The following is a 20,875-nucleotide window of genomic DNA, read 5'->3' on the forward strand; positions in this document are numbered from 1 at the left end:
TCAAATTGCCTCACGGCAACTAAAATATTTCTTTGACCAAAAGCAAAAAATGTCGGCTTGGCACCACCGGTGGCGGCCGTCCGTCACGGTAACACGGGCGGCCGGCCGTGTCGCATCCGTGACAAAAAACAACTTGGGGAGCAACACGGCGTGAACCCGTGTTGCTCCCCATCATGTGCCGGCCTTGTTGCCGTGCTTATGCCTTGGCTTCGCCACCCAGCGCTTCGACCACGTCGGCCAGCAGCTTGCTCAGCTCGCCCGTCATCAGCATGAAGTCGCCGTCGAAGCGCTCCTCGTCGTTGCGGGTCGACGATTCCTTCTCGCTGATCACGTCCAGCGGCTTGACGCCCTTGATGGCCAGCGATTCGGTGAGCACGAACGAAATCTTGCTGTCCCACGTCATGGCCAGGCGCGTGCACTGCTTGCCGGCCGCGATGTGGCGCCGCACTTCATCCGCCTCCAGCGTGTGGCGCACGTAGCGCACGGCGGCCTTGCTCTCGCCCGTGGCGCGCAGTTCCGTGTCCATGTCGACCGTGAAGCCGGCCGGGGCGTCGTCGGCCTGCAGCCACTCCGTCATCACGCCCACCGGCGAGCGCTGCACGCGCAGGCTTTCCAGCGGCATGCGGTCGACGGCCTTCAGCAGCAGCTTGATCACGTCATCCGCCTTGGCCGGGCTGGCCGCGTCCACCACCAGCCAGCCGTTGACGGGGTCGATCCACGTCCACACATTGCTGCGGATGGTGAAGGCGCGCGGCAACAGTTCGTCGGCCACGCGCTCCTTGAGTTCCTTCATCGCTTTCTTGCCGGGCGCGAAACCTTGCGCCTCTTCCATCTCGGCCGCTCTGGCCTTGGCCACCTGGTTGATGACGGTCGACGGCAGCAGTTTCTTTTCCGTGCCCAGCAGGATCAGCATCTGCTGGTTGACCACGTGCACCAGGCCGCCGTTCGGACGGGGACGGTCCCAACCCTGGCGCAGCAGTTCGTTGCTGCTGGCAGGCACGAAGGAATGGGGCGCCAGTGCTGCTTCCAGTTGTTCCGGGGTGTACGCCCAAGGGGCGGGCAGACGGTAAATCTGAAGATTCTTGAACCACATAGGTGTATTTGCCTTGTTTCAGTGTTGCCAGGGGAACGACATTTTACACGCTCGCGTTCCCCGCCGCGCCGGATTCAAGCGAGATGCGCTCCGGCGCGGCTGGCCCCACTCAGGCCGGCAGCGTGTAGTCGCGGAACTGCTCGCGCAGCTTCATCTTCTGCAGCTTGCCGGTGGCCGTGTGCGGCAATTCCTCGACGAAGGCGACGTCGTCCGGCAGCCACCACTTGGCCACCCGCTCCCCCAGGTAGGCCAGCAAGTCCTCGCGCGTGACGTCGTGGCCGGCCTTGCGCACCACCACCAGCAGCGGCCGCTCCTGCCACTTCGGATGGGCGATGCCGATCACGGCCGCCTCGGCCACGGCCGGGTGGCCCACGGCCGCGTTCTCCAGGTCGATCGACGAAATCCACTCGCCGCCCGACTTGATCACGTCCTTGGCGCGGTCCGTGATGTGCATGTAGCCGTCCGGGTCGATGGTGGCCACGTCGCCCGTGTCGAAGTAGCCGTTGGCGTCGAGCTGCTCGCCGCCTTCGCCGCGGAAGTAGGACGCCACCACCCACGGCCCCTTGACCAGCAGGTGGCCGAAGGCCTTGCCGTCGCGCGGCAAGGTGTTGCCATCGTCGTCCGTGATCTTCATCGTCACGCCGAACGGGGTACGGCCCTGCTTGGCCTGGATCTTGTGGCGCGCCTCGGCCGTCAGGGCCGCGTGCTTGGGCAGCAAACGGCACACGGTGCCCAGCGGCGACATCTCCGTCATGCCCCACGCCTGCACCACGGTGGCGCCAAAATCATGCTCGAAGCGTTCGATCATGGACACGGCCGCCGCCGAACCGCCGATCACACAGCGCCGCAGGCACAGTTCCTTGCGCGGGTCCAGTGCTGCCGTGTCCACGTGGCGGAACAGCATCAGCCATACGGTGGGCACGCCCAGCGCCATCGTCACGCGCTCGTCGCGCATCAGTTCATAAATGCTCTTGCCGTCCAGCGAAGGGCCGGGCAGCACCAGCTTGGCGCCGCACATGGCGCCCGCGTACGGCATGCCCCAGGCGTTCACGTGGAACATGGGCACCACCGCCAGCGCGGAATCTTCGCCCGACAGGGCCAGGCCATCCATGCCGCACGCCATCATCGAATGGAGCATGATGGAGCGGTGCGAATACAGCACGCCCTTGGGATTGCCCGTGGTGCCGGAGGTGTAGCACAGCGAGGCGGCCGTGTTCTCGTCCAGTTCCGGCCAGGCGTAATCGGTGTCGGCGCCGTCCAGCAGCTCCTCGTAGCACAGCAGGTTGGGAATATCGACTTGCGGCATGTGGGCCCGGTCCGTCATGGCGATGAAGGCTTTCACCGTCGGCAGCTGCGGCGCCAGCTCGGCCACCTGGGCCGCGAAGCCGATGTCGAAGAACAGGTACTGGTCTTGCGCGTGGTTGACGATGTACTCGATCTGCTCCTTGAACAGGCGCGGGTTGATCGTGTGCAGCACGGCGCCCATGCCCGACACGGCATAGTACAGCTCCATGTGGCGGTAACCGTTCCAGGCCAGCGTGCCCACGCGATCGCCCTGTTGCACGCCGAGGCGGGTCAGCACGTTGGCCATCTGGCAGGCGCGCCCGCGCAGCTGGCCATAGCTGGTGCGGTGCACCGGGCCTTCGGACGTGCGCGAAACGATTTCCGCATCCGGGTGGTTGAGGGCCGCGTGTTCAATCAGCGACGAGACCAGCAGCGACTGGTGTTGCATTAATCCGAGCATCTACTTCTCCTGAAAACAAATAAGGGGTTGATCGTGGTGGGCCAGTACGGCGCGCCGCACGGACGCGGCATACCAGCGCCCGCCGTGCGGCCCCTTCACGCCGCGCCCGTTCAGGCGCGCGGCGATCAGGTGAAACGGGGCGCCGGCCGCCCGCAGCGCCAGGATTTCGGCGCGGATGGCGGTGACGGGCGGCGCAAGCTGGGACATGAAACGCAGCGTGGCCGCTTACACTTTCCGCAGCAGGAAGTGCGACAGCGCCGGCACCAGCATCAGCGCGCCCAGCATGTTCAAGGTGAACATGAAGGTCAGCAGGATGCCCATGTCGGCCTGGAACTTGATCGGCGACCAGGCCCAGCACACCACGCCGGCCGCCAGCGTCACGCCCACCAGCGCCACCACCTTGCCCGTGAATTGCAGCGCGTGGCGATAGGCTTCATGCAGCGTGTCGCCCTGGCGTTGCTGGGTCAGTTGCACCGACAGCAGGTACAGCGCGTAATCGACGCCGATGCCGACACCGAGCGCGATCACGGGCAGCGTGGCCACCTTCACGCCCATGCCCAGCATCACCATCAGCGCCTCGCACAGGATGGAGGTGAGCACCAGCGGCAGCACGGCCACCAGCACCGCACGCCAGCTGCGGAAGGTGATGAAGCACAGCACAATCACGGCCGCGTACACGTACAGCAGCATCTTGTGGTTGGCCTCGCGCACCACGATGTTGGTGGCAGCCTCGATGCCGGCGCTGCCGGCGGCCAGCTGGAACTGGCGCTCGCTGCCGCTGTGGGCCTGGGCGAAAGCGTCGGCGGCGGCCGTGACCCGCTCCAGCGTCTCGGCCTTGTGGTCGGACAGGTAGGCGATCACCGGCATCAGCGAGCAGTCGCCGTTGAACAGGTCGGGGTTGTTGACGGAGGCTTGCTGGGCGCCGTAATTGAGCACGTCCTGGTTGCGCGAAATCGTCAGCCATTTCGGGCTGCCTTCGGAACTGCCGGCCGTCACCTGGCGCACCGCGTCCACCAGCGACACGGTGGTCTGCACGCCGGGGATCTGCTGCAGCGTCCACGCCAGGCGGTCCGCCTCGACCAGGGTTTCGTATTTGAGGCAGCCTTCCTTGGGCGTTTTCACCATCACCGCGAACTGGTCGGACGAGAGCGAATAGTGGCCCGTGATGTAGGCGTTGTCGCGGTTGTAGCGCGACTCGGCGCGCAGCTCGGGCGCGCCCGGATCGAGGTCGCCGATCTTCAGGCCGGTGCTGACGATGAAACCGCCCACGGCCAGCACCACGGCCACGGCGATGGCGCCGATGGCCCAGTTACGCTCCGTGAAGCGCTCCAGCACGTGCCACACGCCGCGTTCGGTGACGTGGGATTCCTCGCGCAGGCAGCGGCGCGCGGCCGCCTTCGATACGCCCACGTAGGACAGCAGCACCGGCAGCAGCAGCAGATTGGTGAAGATCAGCACGGCCACGCCCAGCGAAGCCGTCATGGCCAGGTCCTTGATGACGGGGATGTCGATCACCATCAGCACGGCGAAGCCGACGGCGTCGGCCAGCAGCGCCGTCAAACCGGCCAGGAACAGGCGGCGGAAGGTGTAGCGGGCCGCCACCAGCAAATGCGTGCCGCGGCCCACGTCCTGCATGATGCCATTCATCTTCTGGGCGCCGTGCGACACGCCGATGGCGAACACGAGGAACGGCACCAGGATCGAGAACGGGTCCAGTTCAAAACCGAGTGCCGCCACCAGGCCCAGTTGCCACACGACGGCCACGATGGAGCAGGCCACCACCAGCGCCGTGGAGCGCACGCAGCGCGTGTAGCCGTAGATGACGAGCGTGGCAATGGCGGCGGCGGCGCCGAAGTACATCACCACCTTGAGCATGCCGGCCAGCAGTTCGCCGATCAGCTTGGCGAAACCGACCGTGTGCAGGCGCACCTTGAACGGGCCGTGTTCGGCGGCCTGCATCTGCTTGTCCAGCGCGGCGGAGAAGGTTGAGTAGTCAATCAGTTTGCCGGTGGCCGGGTCCTTGTCCAGCAGCGGCACGAAAATCATGGTGGACTTGAAGTCGTTCGCCACCAGGCTGCCGACGATGCCGGAGCGGGCGATGTTGATCTTCAGCTGCTCCACGCTGCGCGCGCTGCCGTCGTAACTGTCGGGCATCACGGGGCCGCCCTGGAAGCCTTCCTCCGTCACCTCGTTCCAGCGCACGGTGGGCGTCCACATGGACTTCATCCAGGCCCGGTCCACGCCCGGCGTGAGGAACAGTTCATCGTTGACGCGCTTGAGCGCCTCCAGGTATTGCGGATCGAAGATGTCGCCGTTCGGGTTCTCCACCACCACCCGCACCGCGTTGCCCAAGCCACGCAAGGCGCCCTTGTTGGCCAGGTAGTTCTGGATGTAGGGCTGCGACTGCGGCATCATCTTCTCGAAGCTGGCATTGAGCTTGAGGCGCGTGGCGCCGCACCAGGCCAGCGCCAGCGTCACCAGCGCGCACAGCACGATGAACGCCACGCGGTGGTTGAACACCAGCCGTTCCAGCCGGTTGCCCGAGCGCTGGTCGAACTGCTCCAGCGTGCGCACCACGGGCATGCTGTCTAGTTGATTGATCCCCATATCCATTCCTGTCTCTCTCCAAAGGTACTGATGGCCGTTGGCGGGCAGCGCCCCGGCTCTTGTGGCTTATTTGCGATGATTGTTCGAAGCGTATGCCCAGTGCGTACTCAGTGCGCCGCCAGCGGCTGCTGGCGCAGGCCGCGCACGCCGCCCAGCACCAGCTGGCCGCCGGCCGCCAGCGCCGCCGACACGGGTCCACCCGGCGCGCCGGGCAGGCGCGCGAAAGTGGCGCCGGCATCGGCGCTCACCAGCACCTGGCCGGCCTGGCTGACCAGCAGCAGCCGGCCATCCGGGGCCTGGGCCGATGCCGTCAAGCCCACCTGCAAGCCCGTTTCCACCTTGCTCCAGCTGGCGCCACGGTCCGTGCTGCGGTAGGCGTTGCCGCGCAAGCCGTACACCAGCAGCGCGCCCTCCTTGCCGACCAGGCCGAAGTAGGTGCCCTTGTAGGGCGTGGCCAGCGCGTCGAAGTGGCCGCGCTCGCGGTTCAGGCGCAGCACCAGGCCCTGCTCGCCGACGATGTACAGGTCGCCGCCCACGGCGCGGATCGCGTTCAGGTGGAAGGCGCTGGGATTGTCCGTGCGGTCGGCCCAGCTTTGCCAGGTGCGGCCGCCGTCGGCCGTGTGGAAGATCAGGTTGAAGGCGCCCACCACGTAGCCGTTGTTGCGGTCCTCGAACCACACGTCGAGGAAGGGTTTGTCCGGGCCCTGCTCGGCCATGCGCTTGGCGTCGGCACGCTGGGCGTCGGTGGCGTTGGGGTTCTTGCTCACTTGCTCGTCGACGATGGCGGCGGCGGCGCGGCCATCGAGCTGCTTGCTCCAGCTGGCGCCGCCGTCCACGCTGTGCAGCACCACGCCGTCGTGGCCCACGGCCCAGCCCAGTTCAGGGGTGGGAAACTGCACCGCCACCAGGTCCGAGGACAGCGGCACGGCGGCCTGGGTCCAGTGCGCGCCGCCGTCGTCGGAATAAACGATGTGGCCGCGCTGGCCCACGGCCACCAGCCGCGTGCCGGCCTGCGCCAGGCCGTTGATCAGGGTGCGCGCGGCCAGCGGGCTGCGCACGGCCGCCGTATCGAGCGGATCGGCGAACGGTTGGGTGGCCGGTCCGCTTGCCACGGCGGCCATGCCGGCGCAGGCGGCGGTGGCGGCGCAGGCCAGCGCGGCGCGCTTGATCCAGGTGAGTGTGTTCATATTCTGTACTGAAAAGATGCGGTGGAACGGCAAACAGGCAGGGTGCCCAAAAAAGCCGCCGGCCGGCGGAGATCTGGCATGTGGCCGGCGGCAAAGAGAAACACGATACGTAATGCCTGACGCTTGCTACGGTTTCCTGCTACGGGCGCGCGCTCAGCGCACGCCAGCACCGGCCAGCGCTTCAGCCGTCCATTCCGATGGCTTCAGGGGCTCGATGTACTTGATGCCGCCATGCATGCCCACCAGGCCGGTCACGTTGTAGGTGCCGCTGACGAAGTCGTAGATCATGTGGCAGGCCGACTGCGGCGCCTGGGCGTCCCAGCTGAAGGTGAGGAAGTCGTACGAGGCGCGGTACAACTGGCCGCGCGCATCGTATTCGTCCGACGCCAGCGCGGTCCAGCTGTCCTCGTCGATGTAGAAGGTGCGCTTGCTGTAGATGTGGCGCTTGCCCGGCTTCAGGGTCGCTTCCACCACCCACACGCGGTGCGTCTCCCAGCGCACCATGTCGGGATTGACGTGGTTGGGCTTGGTGACGTCGGCCGCCGCCTTGGCGTAGGTGATCTTGTAGCCGTTGTAGGGCACGATCATCTCCTTCTTGCCGATCAGCTTGAATTCGAAGCGGTCCAGCGCGCCGTTGAAGACCCAGGCGTCGTCATAGGTGGAGGCGCCGGCCGAACCGGGGTTGGGCGTGTCGTAGGCCACGTCCGGCGCCAGCTTGACGCGGCGCTGGCCCGGCAGGTATTGCCACACTTTGCGCGGCTGCACCAGGGGATTGATGGCGTCCAGCACCAGCAAGCCTTCGCCGGCGCGGCGGGCCGGGGCCAGGTAGGCCAGCTTGGTGCGGAAGAACACTTCATTCTGCTTGGCCGGTTCGGTGCGCTTGGGGTCCGACAGCGGGAACTCCTGGTAGATCTCGCCCGTGGTGGCCAGGGTCGGCACGCCCGAGGCGTCCACGTTCCAGGAATCGTACTTGGTGGTGTTGGCCAGGCCCTGGTAGCGCAGCAGGTGGTTCCACATCACTTCGTAGCCCGTCTTGGGAATCGGGAACGGCACGCCGGCCAGCGCGCCCTCCACGCCCACGCCGCCTTCGGTGGTCTTGGCGTTGACGGCGTTCTTGGCCGTGTTATCGAGGATGAACTTGGGCAGGTTCACGCTGCGGTGGGTGGGATAGACGTCGATCCGGTAAGTGGGGAAGCGCTTGAGCAGCTCGCGGGTGCCGGCCGTCAGCTTGTCCTCCTGGCCGGCCAGGTTCTTGCCCGTGATGACCAGGCGCGGCTTGTCGGCCGCGTACGGGTCGGCACGCATGCCAGTGCCCTTGGCCACGGCCGGACCGTTGGTCAGGCCGCCCGTGTATTCGGGAATCAGGCCATCCTTGCTGGCGCCTTTCTCGGCGCCGGTGGCCGTCAGCGTGGCGCCCAGCTGCTTGGCCTCATCCGGCGACACGGCGGCCTGGGCCAGGGTCGCGGCCGACAGGGCGGCCGCCATCAAAGTCAGTTTGAACATTTTGTGCGTAGACATCGTCGTCATCCAGGTCAGAAAGTGGTTTTGAAAGTGAGGGCCACGAAGCCGCGGTCCTTGAGCAATGGGGTCACGCCCGCGCTCGAGGTGATGGCGCCGTTGGCATCCGTCACGAACGGGCCGAAGAAGTCCACATACTTCACGTCGAAGCGGTATTTCTGGTACAGGTCGAAGCCCAGGCCGAAGCTGTAGTTGCCGGCGTGCTGGTTGCCGCCCGACTGCACGGCCGAATTGCCCGACAGGCCCACCGAATAGTTGAGCGGCATGGTCAGGTCCAGGCCCGGCATCACCTGGAACCAGGTCGGCGTGAAGTTCAGCGCCAGGCCGAAGTAGTCCTTGCTGACCTTGTCGGCGCCCACATAGCTGTCGCGGCCCTTGAAGAACTGCGCGCCCTCGGTCACCTTGGCCACCCGGTTCCACGTCAGTTCCGCGATCCAGCTCGAGGCGTCCCACAGCGGCGTGGCGGCCGTCGTGCCCAGCGCGTTGAGCACGCCGTGCCAGGTGTCGCCGCGCGCGCCGCTGACCTGGCCCTGGCCCGGCTGGGCCGCGCCCGTCACCACCAGCGCGCTGCCGGTCAGGGCGTTCAGGCTGGACACCAGGGCCGGATTGGTACCGACCGGCATCAGCAGCGCCGGGCTGCTCATCAGCGGCATGTCGCGCCGGTAGCTGAGGTCGGCGCCCACGGACACCCCGGCCACGTTCTTGGACAGGCTCAGGCCGAACACGTCGATGCCGCCCGCATATTCAAGCTGGTAGCGGCTGGTGGTGCCCAGCGTGGACGGGTAGAACAGGCAGTTGCCGCCGGCGGCCAGCGCGCCGGGAATGGCGGCCGTGCAGGTGGCGTTGCCGACGGCCAGCGCGGTGGCGGCGCCGGCTTGCTGGGCCGCCGCCTGGGCCGCGGCGGGGGTGCCGCCGGCCGCGATCACGGCCGCGGCCGCCTTCTGGGCGTTGGCCGCCACCAGCGGGCTGTTCTTGCCGAACAGGGCCGATGGCAGGCCGGCCAGGCGCAGGTTAGCCTGCGGCAGCAGGTCGGCCGTGCGGCGGCCATAGAAGCCCAGCGTGCCGTCCAGCCATTCCGGGCTCCAGCGTGCGGCCAGGCCGAAATCGCCCTTGTGGTCGGGCTCGCGGTCCTTCTCGCGCACGGCGGCCGGCAGGCCCAGGGCGGACAGGTTGAACGTCTCGCCCCCCTGGAACGCGTAGTCGTAGAAGCCGAGGAAGGAACCCGCTTCAGGCAGGCGGGCCGGCTTCCAGTTGAAGAAGTACTGGGCCGCGAACGACAGCTCCGTGGTGGGCGAGAACTGGGCCGAGATGGCCTGGCGCGGCAGGAACAATTCCTTGGCGTCCGTGTTGGGCACCGAGAAGCCCTTGATCAGGTCCACGGCCGACTGGCCGTAGTTGACGCCATGGATCACCGACAGCAGGCTCTCGCCCCAGTACAGCGTGTGCTGGCCCAGCTTGACGTTGACGGGCATGTCGCCGATATCGAAGCCGGCGAACACGAACGCGTCCAGCACTTCGCCCGACGGGCCCTTGTGGTAGCGCCGGGCGTAGTCCGACAGACCCAGCGCCGGCTTGCCATCGGCGCCCACGTGGTTGGAGCTGGCCACGTTGCCATTGTCCAGGTGGGCGTAGGCGCCATCGGCCCAGCCGGCGGCGCTGACGCGAAAGCCCATGCGCTTCTTGTAGACGAAGTCGAATTCGCTCAGCAGGTCGATCCGGTTCGACACCGTGCCCTGGTCGAAGTTGCGGTCGCCATCGTCGGAGTTGACCGACTTGAGGATGTTGGGGTTCTGCTTGCTCAGGCGGTTGGCGTAGTTGTACTTGATCGTGTTGTCGAAGCGGATGGACAGGTCGGGATTACCGGTCTCCAGTTCCACCGCGCCCGCCGCGCCCATCGCGCACAGGGCGGCCGCGACGGCGGTCGCGCGCAGGGCATAAGCCTGTTTCTGCTGTGTGTGTTTCATGCTGCACCATCTCCTTGGTTATCGTTATATGCAACGCTGTGTACTGCAACTGCTCTTGGTTGAGAAAGCGATCCGGCATACGCCAGGGCGAGCGAGCCCACGGACGGCAGGGTGGCTGCCGGCCGGGCGTCCTGGAAAAATCAGGCTTGCTTAAGGGTGGGATGGCGCTCGCGGCGCGCGGCGCCGCTGACGCTGGTCGTTGAGCTGCATGGTGGTGTCTCCCTTGTCGTGCCGCTGTTGTGTTCGCTGCCGTGAAATCTATGGATGATTTCTTGATTGCATTTTGCGACGATCATCCACGCCGCGCTTGTCATTTCTTGTCAAGCGACTGTCATTTTGTGACAGCTGTGGTTTTCAGGATCAGGGGCCCCTTGTAGGCCTCCATGATGGCCGAGGCGGGCATGCCGTTGGCCACGATCTGACCCAGCGCGTTCATGGCGCGCGTGATGTGGCGGAAGTATTTTTCATAGCTGGGGCACAGGTAATTCATGCCCGGCTGGCCGTCGGGCGAGGCCATGAAACGGTTCTTGGGACATTCGCCGTGGCAGGCGAACAGGTAGGGACAGCGCCGGCAGTAGTCGGGCAGCGCCTCCTCCTTGGCCGCGCCGAACGCCTGCTGCCGCGCGCTGGCGGCCAGCGCGCCTGGGTCGTCCTGCGCAATATTGCCGAGCAGGTAATCGGGATACATGTAGTGGTCGCACGAATACACATCGCCGCTGTGCTCGACGATCATGGCCTTGCCGCAGCGCGGCGCGAACAGGCACACGGTGGCCGGCAATTGCAGCCACGACGCCAGCGCCCACTCGAAGTTCATCACGTGCACCGTGCCCACGTCGTGGCGCACCCACTCGTCGAAGATGGCGATCAGGAAATCGCCATAGGCTTCCCGCGCCACCGTCTGCGCGGTGACGGCCACCTCGCTGGCCAGTACGGGCGAGGGCGTGGCCACGGGCGCGCGCGCGGCCAGCTTGGGCGGCGTGGCGAAGTGCAGCCCGATCACCTGCTCGCGCGGGGCCGGCATGCGCTCGACCACGGGATTGAACTGGATGTGGCGCACGCCTTCGGCCCTGAGGAAGCGGTAGATCTCCAACCCGTGCGCGGTGCTGTCGCGCGTCACGGTGACCAGCACGTTGAACTGCACGCCATGCTGTTGCAGCAGGCGCAGCGCGCGCATCACCTGCTCGTGGCTGGAGCGGCCCTGCTTGTCGGGCCGGTGCTGGTCGTGGATGGCACGCGGTCCATCGAGCGACAGGCCGACCGTGAACTGGTGGCGCGCCAGGAAGGCACACCAGTCGTCATCGAGCAGCGTGCCGTTGGTCTGCAGGCTGTTGCGGATGGTCTTGCCCTGGCCGTACCGGCGCTGCAGGTCCAGCGCGCGGCGGAAGAAATCGAGCCCCAGCAAGGTCGGTTCGCCGCCCTGCCAGGTGAACTCCACCTCGGGCGTATCCTGCGCCGCGATGTAGCGCTGGACGTAGGCCCGCAGCACGTCGTCGGTCATGCGGAACTTCTCGCGCGGCGGATACAGCTGCTCCTTCTCCAGGTAGAAGCAGTAATCGCAATCGAGATTGCACAACGGCCCGATCGGCTTGGCCATCAGGTGCAGGCCCTGCTCCGGCGCGGAGGGATGGGCGGGGGCGGGCGGTGTGTGCATGGCGGGAACTCGCGGTGGATGGCCGGACTGGACGTGGAAACGGCATTGTTGGCCCGGCCCTGTTGCGCCGCTTGTCATTTTTGGACAAGTCGCTGTCATTCAAAGACAGAACTCATTATGATGTAAATCGAGTGGCAAGCATATGCCGCCGCGACGACAACGAGAGACACATGAACACGCTGGAACAATCCGTACCCGCGCGCTATTTCGCGATGCTGATGGATCACCTGGAAACGCACGGCACGCCGTGCCGCGACGCGCTCAGCGCGGCCCAGGTGCGCACCCTGAACGACCCGCTGGCCCTGCTCACCACCAGCCAGGTCGACACGCTGGTGCGCGAGATGACGCGCCTGACGGGCCGGCGCGACCTGGGCTTCGAGCTGGGGCGCCTGATCAAGCTCAATTCCCACGACGTGCTGGGCTACGCCATGATCAGCAGCCCCACCATCGACCACATGCTGCGCCTGGTGGCGCGCTACTACCGCCTGATGTCGCCCATGTTCGTGTTCCGCTACCAGCGCCTGGGCGAGCGGGCCGAGGTCAGCTTCCAGCCCGTGGTGGCGATGAACGAGCTGACCTTGCAGTTCTACCTGGAGACGGTGGCGCTGTCGTTCCATGCGCAGATGATGACGATCACGGGCGGCAAGCTGGGGCCGTACGATATCGACATGTCCATGCCCGAGCCGGCCCACGTGCAGCGTTACCGCGAACTGGCGCCGGCCCGCTTCCATTTCGGCGCGGCCCAGCTGGGCGTGCACATTGCCATGAGCGCGGCCGGCTTCGACCAGCCCTTGCCGATGGCCGACCTGCGCGCGCTGGCCAAGGCCGAGGCGCGCTGCAAGCAGCTGTTGCAGGAAGTGACGGCGGCCGGCAAATGGTGCGACTGGGTGGCCATGATGCTGCGCGAGGCCGAGGACAGCCAGCCCACGCTGGACGAACTGGCCCGCATCCTCAACATCTCGGCCCGCACGCTGGACCGCTACCTGGCGCGCGAAGGCGTCAGCTTCCGCGACCTGGCGCTGGCCATCCGCAACGAACGGGCCTGCGAGATGCTGGCCAGCGGCAAGCACCCGGTGTCGCAGATCGCCTACCGGCTCGGCTACAGCGACATGGCCAACTTCAGCCGCTCGTTCAAGAAGAGCAACGGGGTGAGCCCCACCGCCTACATGGAGCGGCACCGGGCCCTGTCGCACTAACTCAAAAAGTGCAAAATAGGCAATAAATAATTGACAACTTCAGTGCATTGACTTACTGTTAACGTTTCTAATCATCGAATGGGCAGTCGCAAGGTGCGCCCATCACTGTGGAGGAACGTCAATGCATGCACGTACCATGCTGGCTGTGGCACTGTTGTCCAGCCTGTCCTTACCAGCCCTGGCCGACACCCACGCCGCGGTATCGCTCAATGGCTTCAATGTCCAGTTAAAGGATCTCAACCTGGCCGATGGCGTGGCGCCTGAGCTGACGTGGAGCTATGGCAGCGCCAGTATCCACTCGACGGATGCCCGCCAGCAGGGTTGGGCGCAGATCAGCGATCCATGGAGTCATAGCTGGAATCCCATCTGGGGCGCGACGAACGACGCCGATCAGGTTTCCATCATACCGGCCACGCTGGACGGCCTGTCCAAATATGGCAACGGCACGCAGCACGTGGCCTCCGGCCCCGGCGGCCTGGCTGGATTGTCCGTGTCGACGCACGCTGTGGCGGGCCAGAGCGTGACCTCACACGCCGGGTTCGGTCAGAACTTCACGCTGACGGCCGGCACCCAGGCCACGTTCAGCGTCATGGTCGAGGGCAACCTGTCGGGCACGGGCTACAGCGGCGGCTGGATACCGCCCTACGGCACGGATGGCTTCAACTCGGGTGCCTGGTTCGCGGCCGACATGTCGGTCGGCGCGCTCCATCAAGGCGTGAGCGCTTCGGGCGGCAATAACTGGGTCTGGCAGCCAGACGCCTACGATTCGAGCCTGGATGGACAAACCTTGCGGCTGACCATCAAGAACACGGGCAATACTGACAAGAACTATTGGTTGAACCTGTCCGGCGACGCCGTGGCCACGGAAACGCTCGCGCCCGTGCCGGAGCCGTCCACCTACGCCATGCTGGGCGCCGGCCTGCTGCTGCTGGGCGCGACGGCGCGGCGCCGCCGCCAGGGCTGAATGGCGCCAGTGCAAGGCGGGCGCTAGGCAAACAGCTCGCCTTGCACGGGCCGCGCCACCTGCGGCGCCTGCCCGTGCTGGTCGCGCGGCGCCAGCGTGCTGGCCCGCACCCCCAGCAGCCGCAGACGCCGTTCCAGTCCGACCCGCTTCAAACCGGCGCGCGCCGCGTGCAGGATGGCGGCCGCGTCATCGACGGCCTGCGGCACGGTGACGTTGCGGCTGACGATCTGGAAGTCGTCGAAGCGCAGCTTGATGCTGATGGTACGGCTCACATAGCCCTTGCGTCGCAAGTCCTCGGCCAGCCGTTCGCACAGGGCCGTGAGGATGGCCGACAGCGCGGCCCGGTCCTGGCGCGCGTGCAGGTCGCGCTCGAAGGTGGTCTCGCGGCTGATCGACTTGGTCTCCGAACTGGTGGCCACTTCCCGGGTATCGATGCCGCGCGCGGCGTCGGCCAGCCAGCCCGCGTAGTGGTGGCCGAAGTGCTGCTGCAGCAGGCCGGGATCGGCGGCGGCCAGATCGCCGATGGTGGCGATGCCCAGCGCGGCCAGCTTGTCGGTGGCCTTGGGGCCCACGCCGTTGATCTTGCGCACGGCCAGCGGCCAGATGCGGGCCGGGATCTCGTCGTGGCCGAGCACGGTCAGGCCGTCGGGCTTGTCCAGGTCCGAGCAGATCTTCGACAGCAGCTTGTTGGGCGTGACGCCGATCGAGCAACTGAGGCCCGTGGCGTCGCGCACGGCCTGCTTGATGCGGCTGGCCAGCGCCACCGTCTCGCCTTCCACGTCCGTCAGGTCGATGTAGATCTCATCGATGCCACGATCCTCGATTTCGGGCGCGATGGCCGCCACGGCCGCCTTGAACAGGCGCGAATAGTGGCGGTAGCGGTCGAAATTGACGGGCAACAGCACGGCGTCCGGCGCCAGCTTGGCCGCCTTCATCATGCCCATGGCCGAGCCGACGCCGAGCGCCCGCGCCTCGTAGGTGGCGGTGGTGATCACGCCCCGGCCCACGTAGTCGCGCAGGCGCGCGTAGCGGCGGCTGCCGTCGGGCAGTTGCCGGGGCGCGCTGTCGCGGCCGCCGCCGATGACGACGGGCTGGCCGCGCAGCTCAGGATAGTGCAGCAGTTCCACGGAAGCGTAGAACGCATCCATGTCGAGGTGGGCAATGCGGCGCGGACGCGCAGTCATGGTGGTGGCAAGCGGCCATCCAGGGCCGAATACTGTGAATACATACAGTATCGCCGCAAACGGCCTCGTCCGCAAGGGGCCCCCCGCCCGTGCCTGGATCGCATTTTCGCAACAGGCGGCAGCAGCCCGGCCCGCCTTTCTTGCCGGACAGGAAGATAGCCGCCCAGCAGGTGCTACACTGGGGTTCAACTGAACGCTCGCGCCCCCATGTCCGTCCATCCACCGCTGTCCGCCCTCGTCCTGGCACTGGCCATGGCCGCCCCAGTGGCGCCGGCAGCCGCAGCCGACTACGTATGCCCGGCTGTCACGCGGGTCGGCCTGAGCGATCTCGGTTACGCCTCCTACCGCGAGCATGGCCGCTACCGGGGTACGGCCGTGGATCTGGTCGAGGAGTTGGGCCGGCGCACCGGCTGCCGCTTCCAGTTTGAATGGTATCCGCGCGGCCGCCTGTTCGCCGAGTTCAGCGCCAACCGCGTCGACATAGTGATGAGCTCGCTGGCCGACACGGCGCGCAACCAGGCCGGCCGCTGGATGCCCTACAGCTATACCCGCTTCGAACTGGTGCTGAACCGCCGGGCCGGTGGCGGCTACGCCAGCCTGGCTGACTTTGTCGATCAGGGGACGGGGCGGCTCAATGTCACGCGCGGCGTGTACTACGCGCCGGCCGTGCAGCGCCAGCTGGACCGGCTGCAGCAAGCCGGGCGACTCGAGTATGTGAACGATTACGACACCGCCTTTCGCAAGATCCAGGCGGGCCGCGCCGACGGCACGCTGGCGCCGCTGGTGATCCATCTGTGGCACAGCCGGCGGCTCGGTGTCAGCGACGACCTGGCGCACTACGAGGTCCCCGAAGCGCCGCGCAGCATCGCCGGCGCCTACGCCTCGCGCGCCAACGTGGCGCCCGAGTTGCAGCAAGCGTTCACGGCCGCCTTCCGCGCCATGGTCGCCGACGGCACCGTGCAAGCCATCTACGGGCGTTATGTGGGCGCCGACCTGGCCAGACAAATCTTCGCCGGCGGTACCCGCGAGATCCTCGACAGCTACGCGCCGTGACGGCCGCCGTGCAATTATTTGCGAAATCCCTTGCGGAACGCGGCGCGCTGCTTGTAGAATACGGCCTCGTTCAGCAGTTGTGACAATGACTGCATGTTTTCAAGCGAGCATGGGTGCTTAGCTCAGTTGGTAGAGCGGCGCCCTTACAAGGCGTAGGTCGGGAGTTCGACCCTCTCAGCACCCACCATGCACCTGAAGACAGCAACGATGAGGAGTGGTAGTTCAGTTGGTTAGAATACCGGCCTGTCACGCCGGGGGTCGCGGGTTCGAGTCCCGTCCGCTCCGCCAACATTTCGCCGATGACCTGATGGGTTGTCCGCACACAGAGTAACAAACGTCGCCTGACGACGCCGCAGTTTGGAGCGGTAGTTCAGTTGGTTAGAATACCGGCCTGTCACGCCGGGGGTCGCGGGTTCGAGTCCCGTCCGCTCCGCCAACATCCCTTAAGGGCCCGACCAAGTCGGGCCCTTATTCATTTCCGCGCCTGAAAAAAAACGGGGCCGCAACCGATGTTGCGGCCCCGTTTTCACACGTGGCGTCTCAGGCGGCGCTGACGTCGGACCGGATCAGGTGATCGAAAGCGGACAGGGCGGCCTTGGCCCCTTCGCCGACGGCGATCACGATCTGCTTGAACGGCACCGTGGTCACGTCGCCGGCCGCGAACACGCCGGGCACGGAAGTCTGGCCGCGCGCATCCACTTCGATTTCGCCGTGGCGCGACAGGGCCACCGTATCCTTCAGCCATTCCGTGTTCGGCACCAGGCCGATCTGCACGAACACCCCTTCCAGCTCGACCTTGTGGGCGGCGCCGGACACGCGGTCCGTGTAGCTCAGGCCATTGACCTTCTGGCCATCGCCATGGATCTCGGTGGTCTGGGCCGACACGATCACGGTCACGTTGGCCAGGCTGCGCAGCTTGCGTTGCAACACGGCGTCGGCCCGCAGTTCGGCGCCGAACTCCAGCAGCGTCACGTGCGACACGATGCCAGCCAGGTCGATGGCCGCTTCCACGCCCGAGTTGCCGCCACCGATCACGGCCACGCGCTTGCCCTTGAACAGCGGGCCATCGCAATGCGGGCAGTAGGCCACGCCGTGGTTGCGGTATTCCTGCTCGCCGGGCACGTTCACTTCACGCCAGCGCGCGCCGGTGGCGACGATCACGGACTTGCTCCTCAGGGTGGCGCCGCTTTCCGTCTGCACTTCGATCAGCTTGCCCGGTACCAGTTTCGCGGCGCGCTGGGTGTTCATGATGTCGACTTCATAGTGCTTGACGTGCTGCTCGAGCGCGACGGCGAACTTCGGCCCTTCCGTTTCCTTGATCGACACGAAGTTCTCGATCGACAGCGTATCGAGCACCTGGCCGCCGAAGCGGTCGGCCAGCACGCCCGTCTTGATACCCTTGCGGGCCGCGTAGATGGCGGCCGCCGCGCCGGCCGGACCGCCGCCGACGATCAGCACGTCGAACACGTCTTTCTTGTTCAGCTCGGCGGCCTGGCGGGCGCCGGCATTTTTGTCGAGCTTGGCGAGGATTTCCTCCACGCTGGTGCGGCCCTGGCCGAAGTGCTCGCCGTTCAGGAACATCATGGGCACGGCCATGATCTGGCGCGCTTGCACTTCCTGCGGGAACACGCCGCCGTCGATGGTGGTGACCTTGATGCGCGGGTTGATGACGGCCATCGCGTTCAATGCCTGCACCACTTCCGGGCAATTGTGGCAGGACAGCGAGATGAAGGTCTCGAAGTTGTAATCGCCGTCCAGCTGGCGCACCTGCTCGATCACGGCGTCGTCCAGGCGGATGGTGTGGCCGCCCACTTGCAGCAGCGCCAGCACCAGCGAGGTGAATTCATGGCCCATGGGCACGCCGGCGAAACGCACGCCGATGTCGGTGCCGGGGCGGTTGATGCTGAACGAAGGCTTGCGCACATTGTCGTCGTGCCGTTCGGCCAGCGTGATCTTGTCGCTCAGCGACACGATATCCTGCAGCAGCGCCCGCATCTCGCGTGCGGCGGCGCTGTCATCGAGAGATGCGACCAGCTCAATCGGCTGCACCACCTTTTCCAAATAGGCTTTCAACTGGGATTTCAGGTCTGCATCTAACATGATTTTTTCTTCCTTACTCAAAACTGAGGCGTATGCCGGGCCGGATGCCCGGACCGGCATCGCGGTACTACTGTGTGTGAACGGTCAGGTTCAACTTAGATCTTGCCAACCAGGTCCAGCGAAGGCTTCAGGGTCGCGGCGCCTTCGGTCCACTTGGCCGGGCACACTTCGCCTGGGTGGGAAGCGACGTACTGGGCAGCCTTGACCTTGCGCAGCAGTTCGGTGGCGTCGCGGCCGATGCCGTTGTCGTGCACTTCCAGCACCTTGATCTGGCCTTCCGGATTGATGACGAAGGTGCCGCGCAGGGCCAGGCCTTCTTCCTCGATCATCACTTCGAAGTTACGGGCCAGCAGGCCGGTCGGGTCGCCCACCAGGGGGTATTGGACTTTCTTGATGGCGTCCGAGGTGTCGTGCCAGGCCTTGTGGGCGAAGTGGGTGTCGGTCGAGATGCCGTACACTTCCACGCCCAGCTTGGCGAATTCAGCGTAGTTGTTGGCCAGGTCTTCCAGTTCGGTCGGGCAGACGAAGGTGAAGTCGGCTGGGTAGAACACGAATACCGACCACTTGCCTTTCAGGGACGCTTCCGTCAGGTCAACGAATTTGCCGTTGTGGTAAGCGGTGGCCTTGAATGGTTTTACTTGGGTGTTGATCAGAGACATTGTGGTTTCCTCGTGAGGTTGTGAATCAATGAGACGTCAGTGTAAAGTCTTTTGATCCATATGCAAAATTGATTGTCGCAATATATTCGATATACTTTGACTATCGAACAAACATATGGAAATACTATTATCCCCGTTCCGCCAGGAAGTCGGTGCCAAGTCGGTGTCAGGTCTGTCATTCGGCCAGTCGCCGCGCAATCTTGAGTTTTCTCATAACGCGCGCTCTGGATCGGGTGCAGTTGCTACAGCACGAGGCGGCACACCACATGCGACCTCGATACCGATTGATAAAGCGCAAGAACACGATCCGTGAGTCCACATGACAGACCTCGTATATTGAACGAGCCGGATCTACAGGATGTGTCAACGTGTGATGGTGACGTGGCCATCGCCGACGTAAGCACCGCAATCGAAAAACTGGATCGGCTTCGCCTTCTCATCGAATAAAAAGGAGAGATCAGCGAACCTGCTTGGCTCAATTCCGTCGCACGGAACCTTTATGCGATACCAACCATTGCGCACAGTGACGCGCGTTCCCCGCTGCTCAATCGCACGCACCAGGCCAGGAGCACGTATGCGCTCGAAAAATCGTGGCTGAACGTTATCAGGGAGCTCAGGATGCACCACGATATCGGCGGCGCCGGCGTGCGCCACGGCGAAGCAAGTGGTGAACATCAAGCAAAGCGGGATGGTTTTCATGGTTGGTCGAATTGCCGATCGGTGATGACGTCAACTTGACGGCGTACACTGCAAGCTACTGGCTAGATGGTTTTGGCCACCGTCACGATCAGCAGGGCGGATGGCACCAGCAGCAACTGGGCCAGCGCGGTGCCGGCCAGCCGGCTGCCGACCAGCCACACGACGGCGCGCCGGAATTGCGTCTCGCTCACCTTGCCGTCGATGACGTCGTCCGTCATGCCGGACATGTGGGGATCGATGAACACGGCCATTATCACGGTGGCGCCACCGTTGATGATCGAGGACAGCGTGCTGGACGTCACGCGCACTGACGGGTCCAGCACGCCGGCATACAGCGCCGCGAACACGCCTACCGTCCACAAGGCCACCGCCGCCACGTTGAGCACCGTGACGGACACGGACACGCTGCCAGCATCACGCAAGCCCGCCACATTTGCCGCGCGCGGCAAGCTCGCCGCGTCCTTCACGTACGACAGCCCGCCTTTGAAGAAGCCGTGCAGGATCAGCTTGGATATCGAGCGATGCACCTGGAAATGCGCTACAGCCCGGCAAAAAACCCGCTGAAAGGTGGGGATCAACAGCGCCCCCGCCACGGTAGCAAGCGACGCGGAAATGAGCAGCCAGCGGAAATCGTGCAGCAGGCCGTCAGCGGCGAACGGCAGGTCGATATGGGACTCGACCCGCTTGGCCAGGAAGGGCCCCAGGAAGGAATTGGACGTCCTGGAAACGAGCACCAGTATGCTGAACAGCGCCAGCGACACAGCGATACGCCGCGTCCTGACACCGGCGATGCGCACGGAATAGGCGAGCGTGCCGATGATATGGATGACGAAGGTCAGGAAACAAATGAAAAACAACTGGCGGTCCATCGCAGATCCGGAAGTCTCGATGGATGGACATGCTGACATCGAATTGCAAAATTAGCAAGCACCCAGTGTCAGGTCTGTCATTCGGACAGTCGCCGCGCATCTTTGAGTTTTCTCACAACGCGCGTTTTTAATTGTCATCATGGTGACAACGGGAGACCGCTTATCACTTGTGCCCACCACACCGATTGATAAAGCTCAAGAACACGATCCTTGAGTCCAAATGACAGACCTGACACCGGAGCTATTGAGTCCAAATGACAGACCTGAACATCCCGCCCGGATTTTCAAATGCTTTTTGGTTCGAAGCCAGGTAAGCGATACTCGCGTTGACCGTGCAGCATGGACCACAGTACTCGGCATAGCTGCCGTCCCAAGGCGCGTACAGCC

16 protein-coding genes and 3 tRNA genes are annotated in these 20,875 nt (G+C 65.2%); 6 read left to right on the plus strand and 13 right to left on the minus strand.

The genetic code is table 11. The features are described 5' to 3' along the window. Window positions 1-196: 196 nt before the first annotated feature. From H3H36_RS24685 to H3H36_RS24720, 8 genes are all read right to left on the minus strand, one after another. Window positions 197-1,093 carry a recombination-associated protein RdgC gene (locus H3H36_RS24685; RefSeq protein WP_182220711.1) on the minus strand — a complete coding sequence of 299 codons (897 nt, stop codon included), beginning with the start codon at window positions 1,091-1,093 and terminating at the stop codon, window positions 197-199. A gap of 109 nt (window positions 1,094-1,202) precedes the next feature. After that, complete coding sequence (locus tag H3H36_RS24690) at window positions 1,203-2,837, minus strand: 3-(methylthio)propionyl-CoA ligase (protein WP_182220712.1); 1,635 nt, start codon at window positions 2,835-2,837, stop codon at window positions 1,203-1,205. Further along, a complete protein-coding gene (locus tag H3H36_RS24695) occupies window positions 2,838-3,044 on the minus strand; it encodes a hypothetical protein (RefSeq protein ID WP_182220713.1) in 207 nt (68 codons plus the stop codon). A gap of 18 nt (window positions 3,045-3,062) precedes the next feature. Further along, the gene (locus H3H36_RS24700) at window positions 3,063-5,444 is read right to left on the minus strand and encodes an efflux RND transporter permease subunit (RefSeq protein WP_182220714.1); all 2,382 of its coding nucleotides are present in this window, start codon (window positions 5,442-5,444) and stop codon (window positions 3,063-3,065) included. A 107-nt stretch (window positions 5,445-5,551) separates the two neighbouring features. Then, window positions 5,552-6,631 carry a WD40/YVTN/BNR-like repeat-containing protein gene (locus H3H36_RS24705; RefSeq protein ID WP_220459852.1) on the minus strand — a complete coding sequence of 360 codons (1,080 nt, stop codon included), beginning with the start codon at window positions 6,629-6,631 and terminating at the stop codon, window positions 5,552-5,554. Window positions 6,632-6,784: 153 nt separating this feature from the next. Beyond that, entirely contained in the window at window positions 6,785-8,149 is a 1,365-nt protein-coding gene (locus H3H36_RS24710; protein ID WP_229220089.1) for a DUF1329 domain-containing protein, read from the minus strand. Between the two features lie 14 nt (window positions 8,150-8,163). Further along, window positions 8,164-10,113: a DUF1302 domain-containing protein gene (locus H3H36_RS24715; RefSeq protein ID WP_182220715.1), complete on the minus strand. Its 1,950-nt coding sequence runs from the start codon at window positions 10,111-10,113 to the stop codon at window positions 8,164-8,166. Between the two features lie 331 nt (window positions 10,114-10,444). Further along, window positions 10,445-11,764, minus strand: coding sequence for an anaerobic sulfatase maturase (locus H3H36_RS24720; RefSeq protein WP_229220090.1), 1,320 nt, complete (start codon window positions 11,762-11,764; stop codon window positions 10,445-10,447). A gap of 170 nt (window positions 11,765-11,934) precedes the next feature. Here H3H36_RS24720 and H3H36_RS24725 point away from each other — a divergent pair, with 170 nt between their 5' ends. After that, window positions 11,935-12,960: an AraC family transcriptional regulator gene (locus tag H3H36_RS24725; protein ID WP_182220716.1), complete on the plus strand. Its 1,026-nt coding sequence runs from the start codon at window positions 11,935-11,937 to the stop codon at window positions 12,958-12,960. Between the two features lie 121 nt (window positions 12,961-13,081). Beyond that, window positions 13,082-13,924 carry a PEP-CTERM sorting domain-containing protein gene (locus tag H3H36_RS27225; RefSeq protein ID WP_229220091.1) on the plus strand — a complete coding sequence of 281 codons (843 nt, stop codon included), beginning with the start codon at window positions 13,082-13,084 and terminating at the stop codon, window positions 13,922-13,924. Window positions 13,925-13,947: 23 nt separating this feature from the next. Here H3H36_RS27225 and dinB read toward each other — a convergent pair whose 3' ends face one another. After that, window positions 13,948-15,108: a DNA polymerase IV gene (gene dinB / locus H3H36_RS24735; protein WP_182220717.1), complete on the minus strand. Its 1,161-nt coding sequence runs from the start codon at window positions 15,106-15,108 to the stop codon at window positions 13,948-13,950. Between the two features lie 207 nt (window positions 15,109-15,315). On the opposite strand from dinB, the gene H3H36_RS24740 reads away from it, so the two are divergent. The 4 genes from H3H36_RS24740 (at window position 15,316) to H3H36_RS24755 (ending at window position 16,597) form a co-directional block, all read left to right on the plus strand. Then, a complete protein-coding gene (locus tag H3H36_RS24740) occupies window positions 15,316-16,161 on the plus strand; it encodes a substrate-binding periplasmic protein (protein WP_182220718.1) in 846 nt (281 codons plus the stop codon). Between the two features lie 111 nt (window positions 16,162-16,272). Further along, a tRNA-Val gene (locus H3H36_RS24745) sits at window positions 16,273-16,348 on the plus strand. 24 nt (window positions 16,349-16,372) lie between these two features. Beyond that, a tRNA-Asp gene (locus H3H36_RS24750) sits at window positions 16,373-16,449 on the plus strand. 71 nt (window positions 16,450-16,520) lie between these two features. Next, window positions 16,521-16,597 (plus strand) — tRNA-Asp (locus tag H3H36_RS24755). Between the two features lie 104 nt (window positions 16,598-16,701). On the opposite strand, the gene ahpF is transcribed toward H3H36_RS24755, so the two are convergent. The 4 genes from ahpF to H3H36_RS24775 all read right to left on the minus strand — a co-directional run bounded on the left by ahpF (window position 16,702) and on the right by H3H36_RS24775 (window position 20,488). Further along, the gene (ahpF, locus tag H3H36_RS24760) at window positions 16,702-18,261 is read right to left on the minus strand and encodes an alkyl hydroperoxide reductase subunit F (protein WP_182220719.1); all 1,560 of its coding nucleotides are present in this window, start codon (window positions 18,259-18,261) and stop codon (window positions 16,702-16,704) included. 95 nt (window positions 18,262-18,356) lie between these two features. Next, complete coding sequence (gene ahpC / locus H3H36_RS24765) at window positions 18,357-18,920, minus strand: alkyl hydroperoxide reductase subunit C (RefSeq protein ID WP_182151793.1); 564 nt, start codon at window positions 18,918-18,920, stop codon at window positions 18,357-18,359. A gap of 363 nt (window positions 18,921-19,283) precedes the next feature. Continuing rightward, window positions 19,284-19,619: a hypothetical protein gene (locus H3H36_RS24770; RefSeq protein WP_182220720.1), complete on the minus strand. Its 336-nt coding sequence runs from the start codon at window positions 19,617-19,619 to the stop codon at window positions 19,284-19,286. A gap of 62 nt (window positions 19,620-19,681) precedes the next feature. Beyond that, window positions 19,682-20,488 carry a lipid II flippase Amj family protein gene (locus tag H3H36_RS24775; protein WP_182220721.1) on the minus strand — a complete coding sequence of 269 codons (807 nt, stop codon included), beginning with the start codon at window positions 20,486-20,488 and terminating at the stop codon, window positions 19,682-19,684. Window positions 20,489-20,875: the final 387 nt, after the last annotated feature.

It is taken from the genome of Rugamonas fusca (assembly GCF_014042365.1).
Lineage (GTDB): Bacteria > Pseudomonadota > Gammaproteobacteria > Burkholderiales > Burkholderiaceae_D > Rugamonas > Rugamonas fusca.

Bases quoted from the DNA above. Each gene is read 5' to 3' on its own strand.
- H3H36_RS24770 (WP_182220720.1), bottom strand. From the start codon at position 19,619: ATGAAAACCATCCCGCTTTGCTTGATGTTCACCACTTGCTTCGCCGTG.
- H3H36_RS24710 (WP_229220089.1), bottom strand. From the start codon at position 8,149: ATGTCTACGCACAAAATGTTCAAACTGACTTTGATGGCGGCCGCCCTG.
- ahpC (WP_182151793.1), bottom strand. From the start codon at position 18,920: ATGTCTCTGATCAACACCCAAGTAAAACCATTCAAGGCCACCGCTTAC.
- H3H36_RS24690 (WP_182220712.1), bottom strand. From the start codon at position 2,837: ATGCTCGGATTAATGCAACACCAGTCGCTGCTGGTCTCGTCGCTGATT.
- H3H36_RS24695 (WP_182220713.1), bottom strand. From the start codon at position 3,044: ATGTCCCAGCTTGCGCCGCCCGTCACCGCCATCCGCGCCGAAATCCTG.
- H3H36_RS24715 (WP_182220715.1), bottom strand. From the start codon at position 10,113: ATGAAACACACACAGCAGAAACAGGCTTATGCCCTGCGCGCGACCGCC.
- H3H36_RS24720 (WP_229220090.1), bottom strand. From the start codon at position 11,764: ATGCACACACCGCCCGCCCCCGCCCATCCCTCCGCGCCGGAGCAGGGC.
- H3H36_RS27225 (WP_229220091.1), top strand. From the start codon at position 13,082: ATGCATGCACGTACCATGCTGGCTGTGGCACTGTTGTCCAGCCTGTCC.
- dinB (WP_182220717.1), bottom strand. From the start codon at position 15,108: ATGACTGCGCGTCCGCGCCGCATTGCCCACCTCGACATGGATGCGTTC.
- H3H36_RS24740 (WP_182220718.1), top strand. From the start codon at position 15,316: ATGTCCGTCCATCCACCGCTGTCCGCCCTCGTCCTGGCACTGGCCATG.
- H3H36_RS24705 (WP_220459852.1), bottom strand. From the start codon at position 6,631: ATGAACACACTCACCTGGATCAAGCGCGCCGCGCTGGCCTGCGCCGCC.
- H3H36_RS24725 (WP_182220716.1), top strand. From the start codon at position 11,935: ATGAACACGCTGGAACAATCCGTACCCGCGCGCTATTTCGCGATGCTG.
- H3H36_RS24700 (WP_182220714.1), bottom strand. From the start codon at position 5,444: ATGGGGATCAATCAACTAGACAGCATGCCCGTGGTGCGCACGCTGGAG.
- H3H36_RS24685 (WP_182220711.1), bottom strand. From the start codon at position 1,093: ATGTGGTTCAAGAATCTTCAGATTTACCGTCTGCCCGCCCCTTGGGCG.
- H3H36_RS24775 (WP_182220721.1), bottom strand. From the start codon at position 20,488: ATGGACCGCCAGTTGTTTTTCATTTGTTTCCTGACCTTCGTCATCCAT.
- ahpF (WP_182220719.1), bottom strand. From the start codon at position 18,261: ATGTTAGATGCAGACCTGAAATCCCAGTTGAAAGCCTATTTGGAAAAG.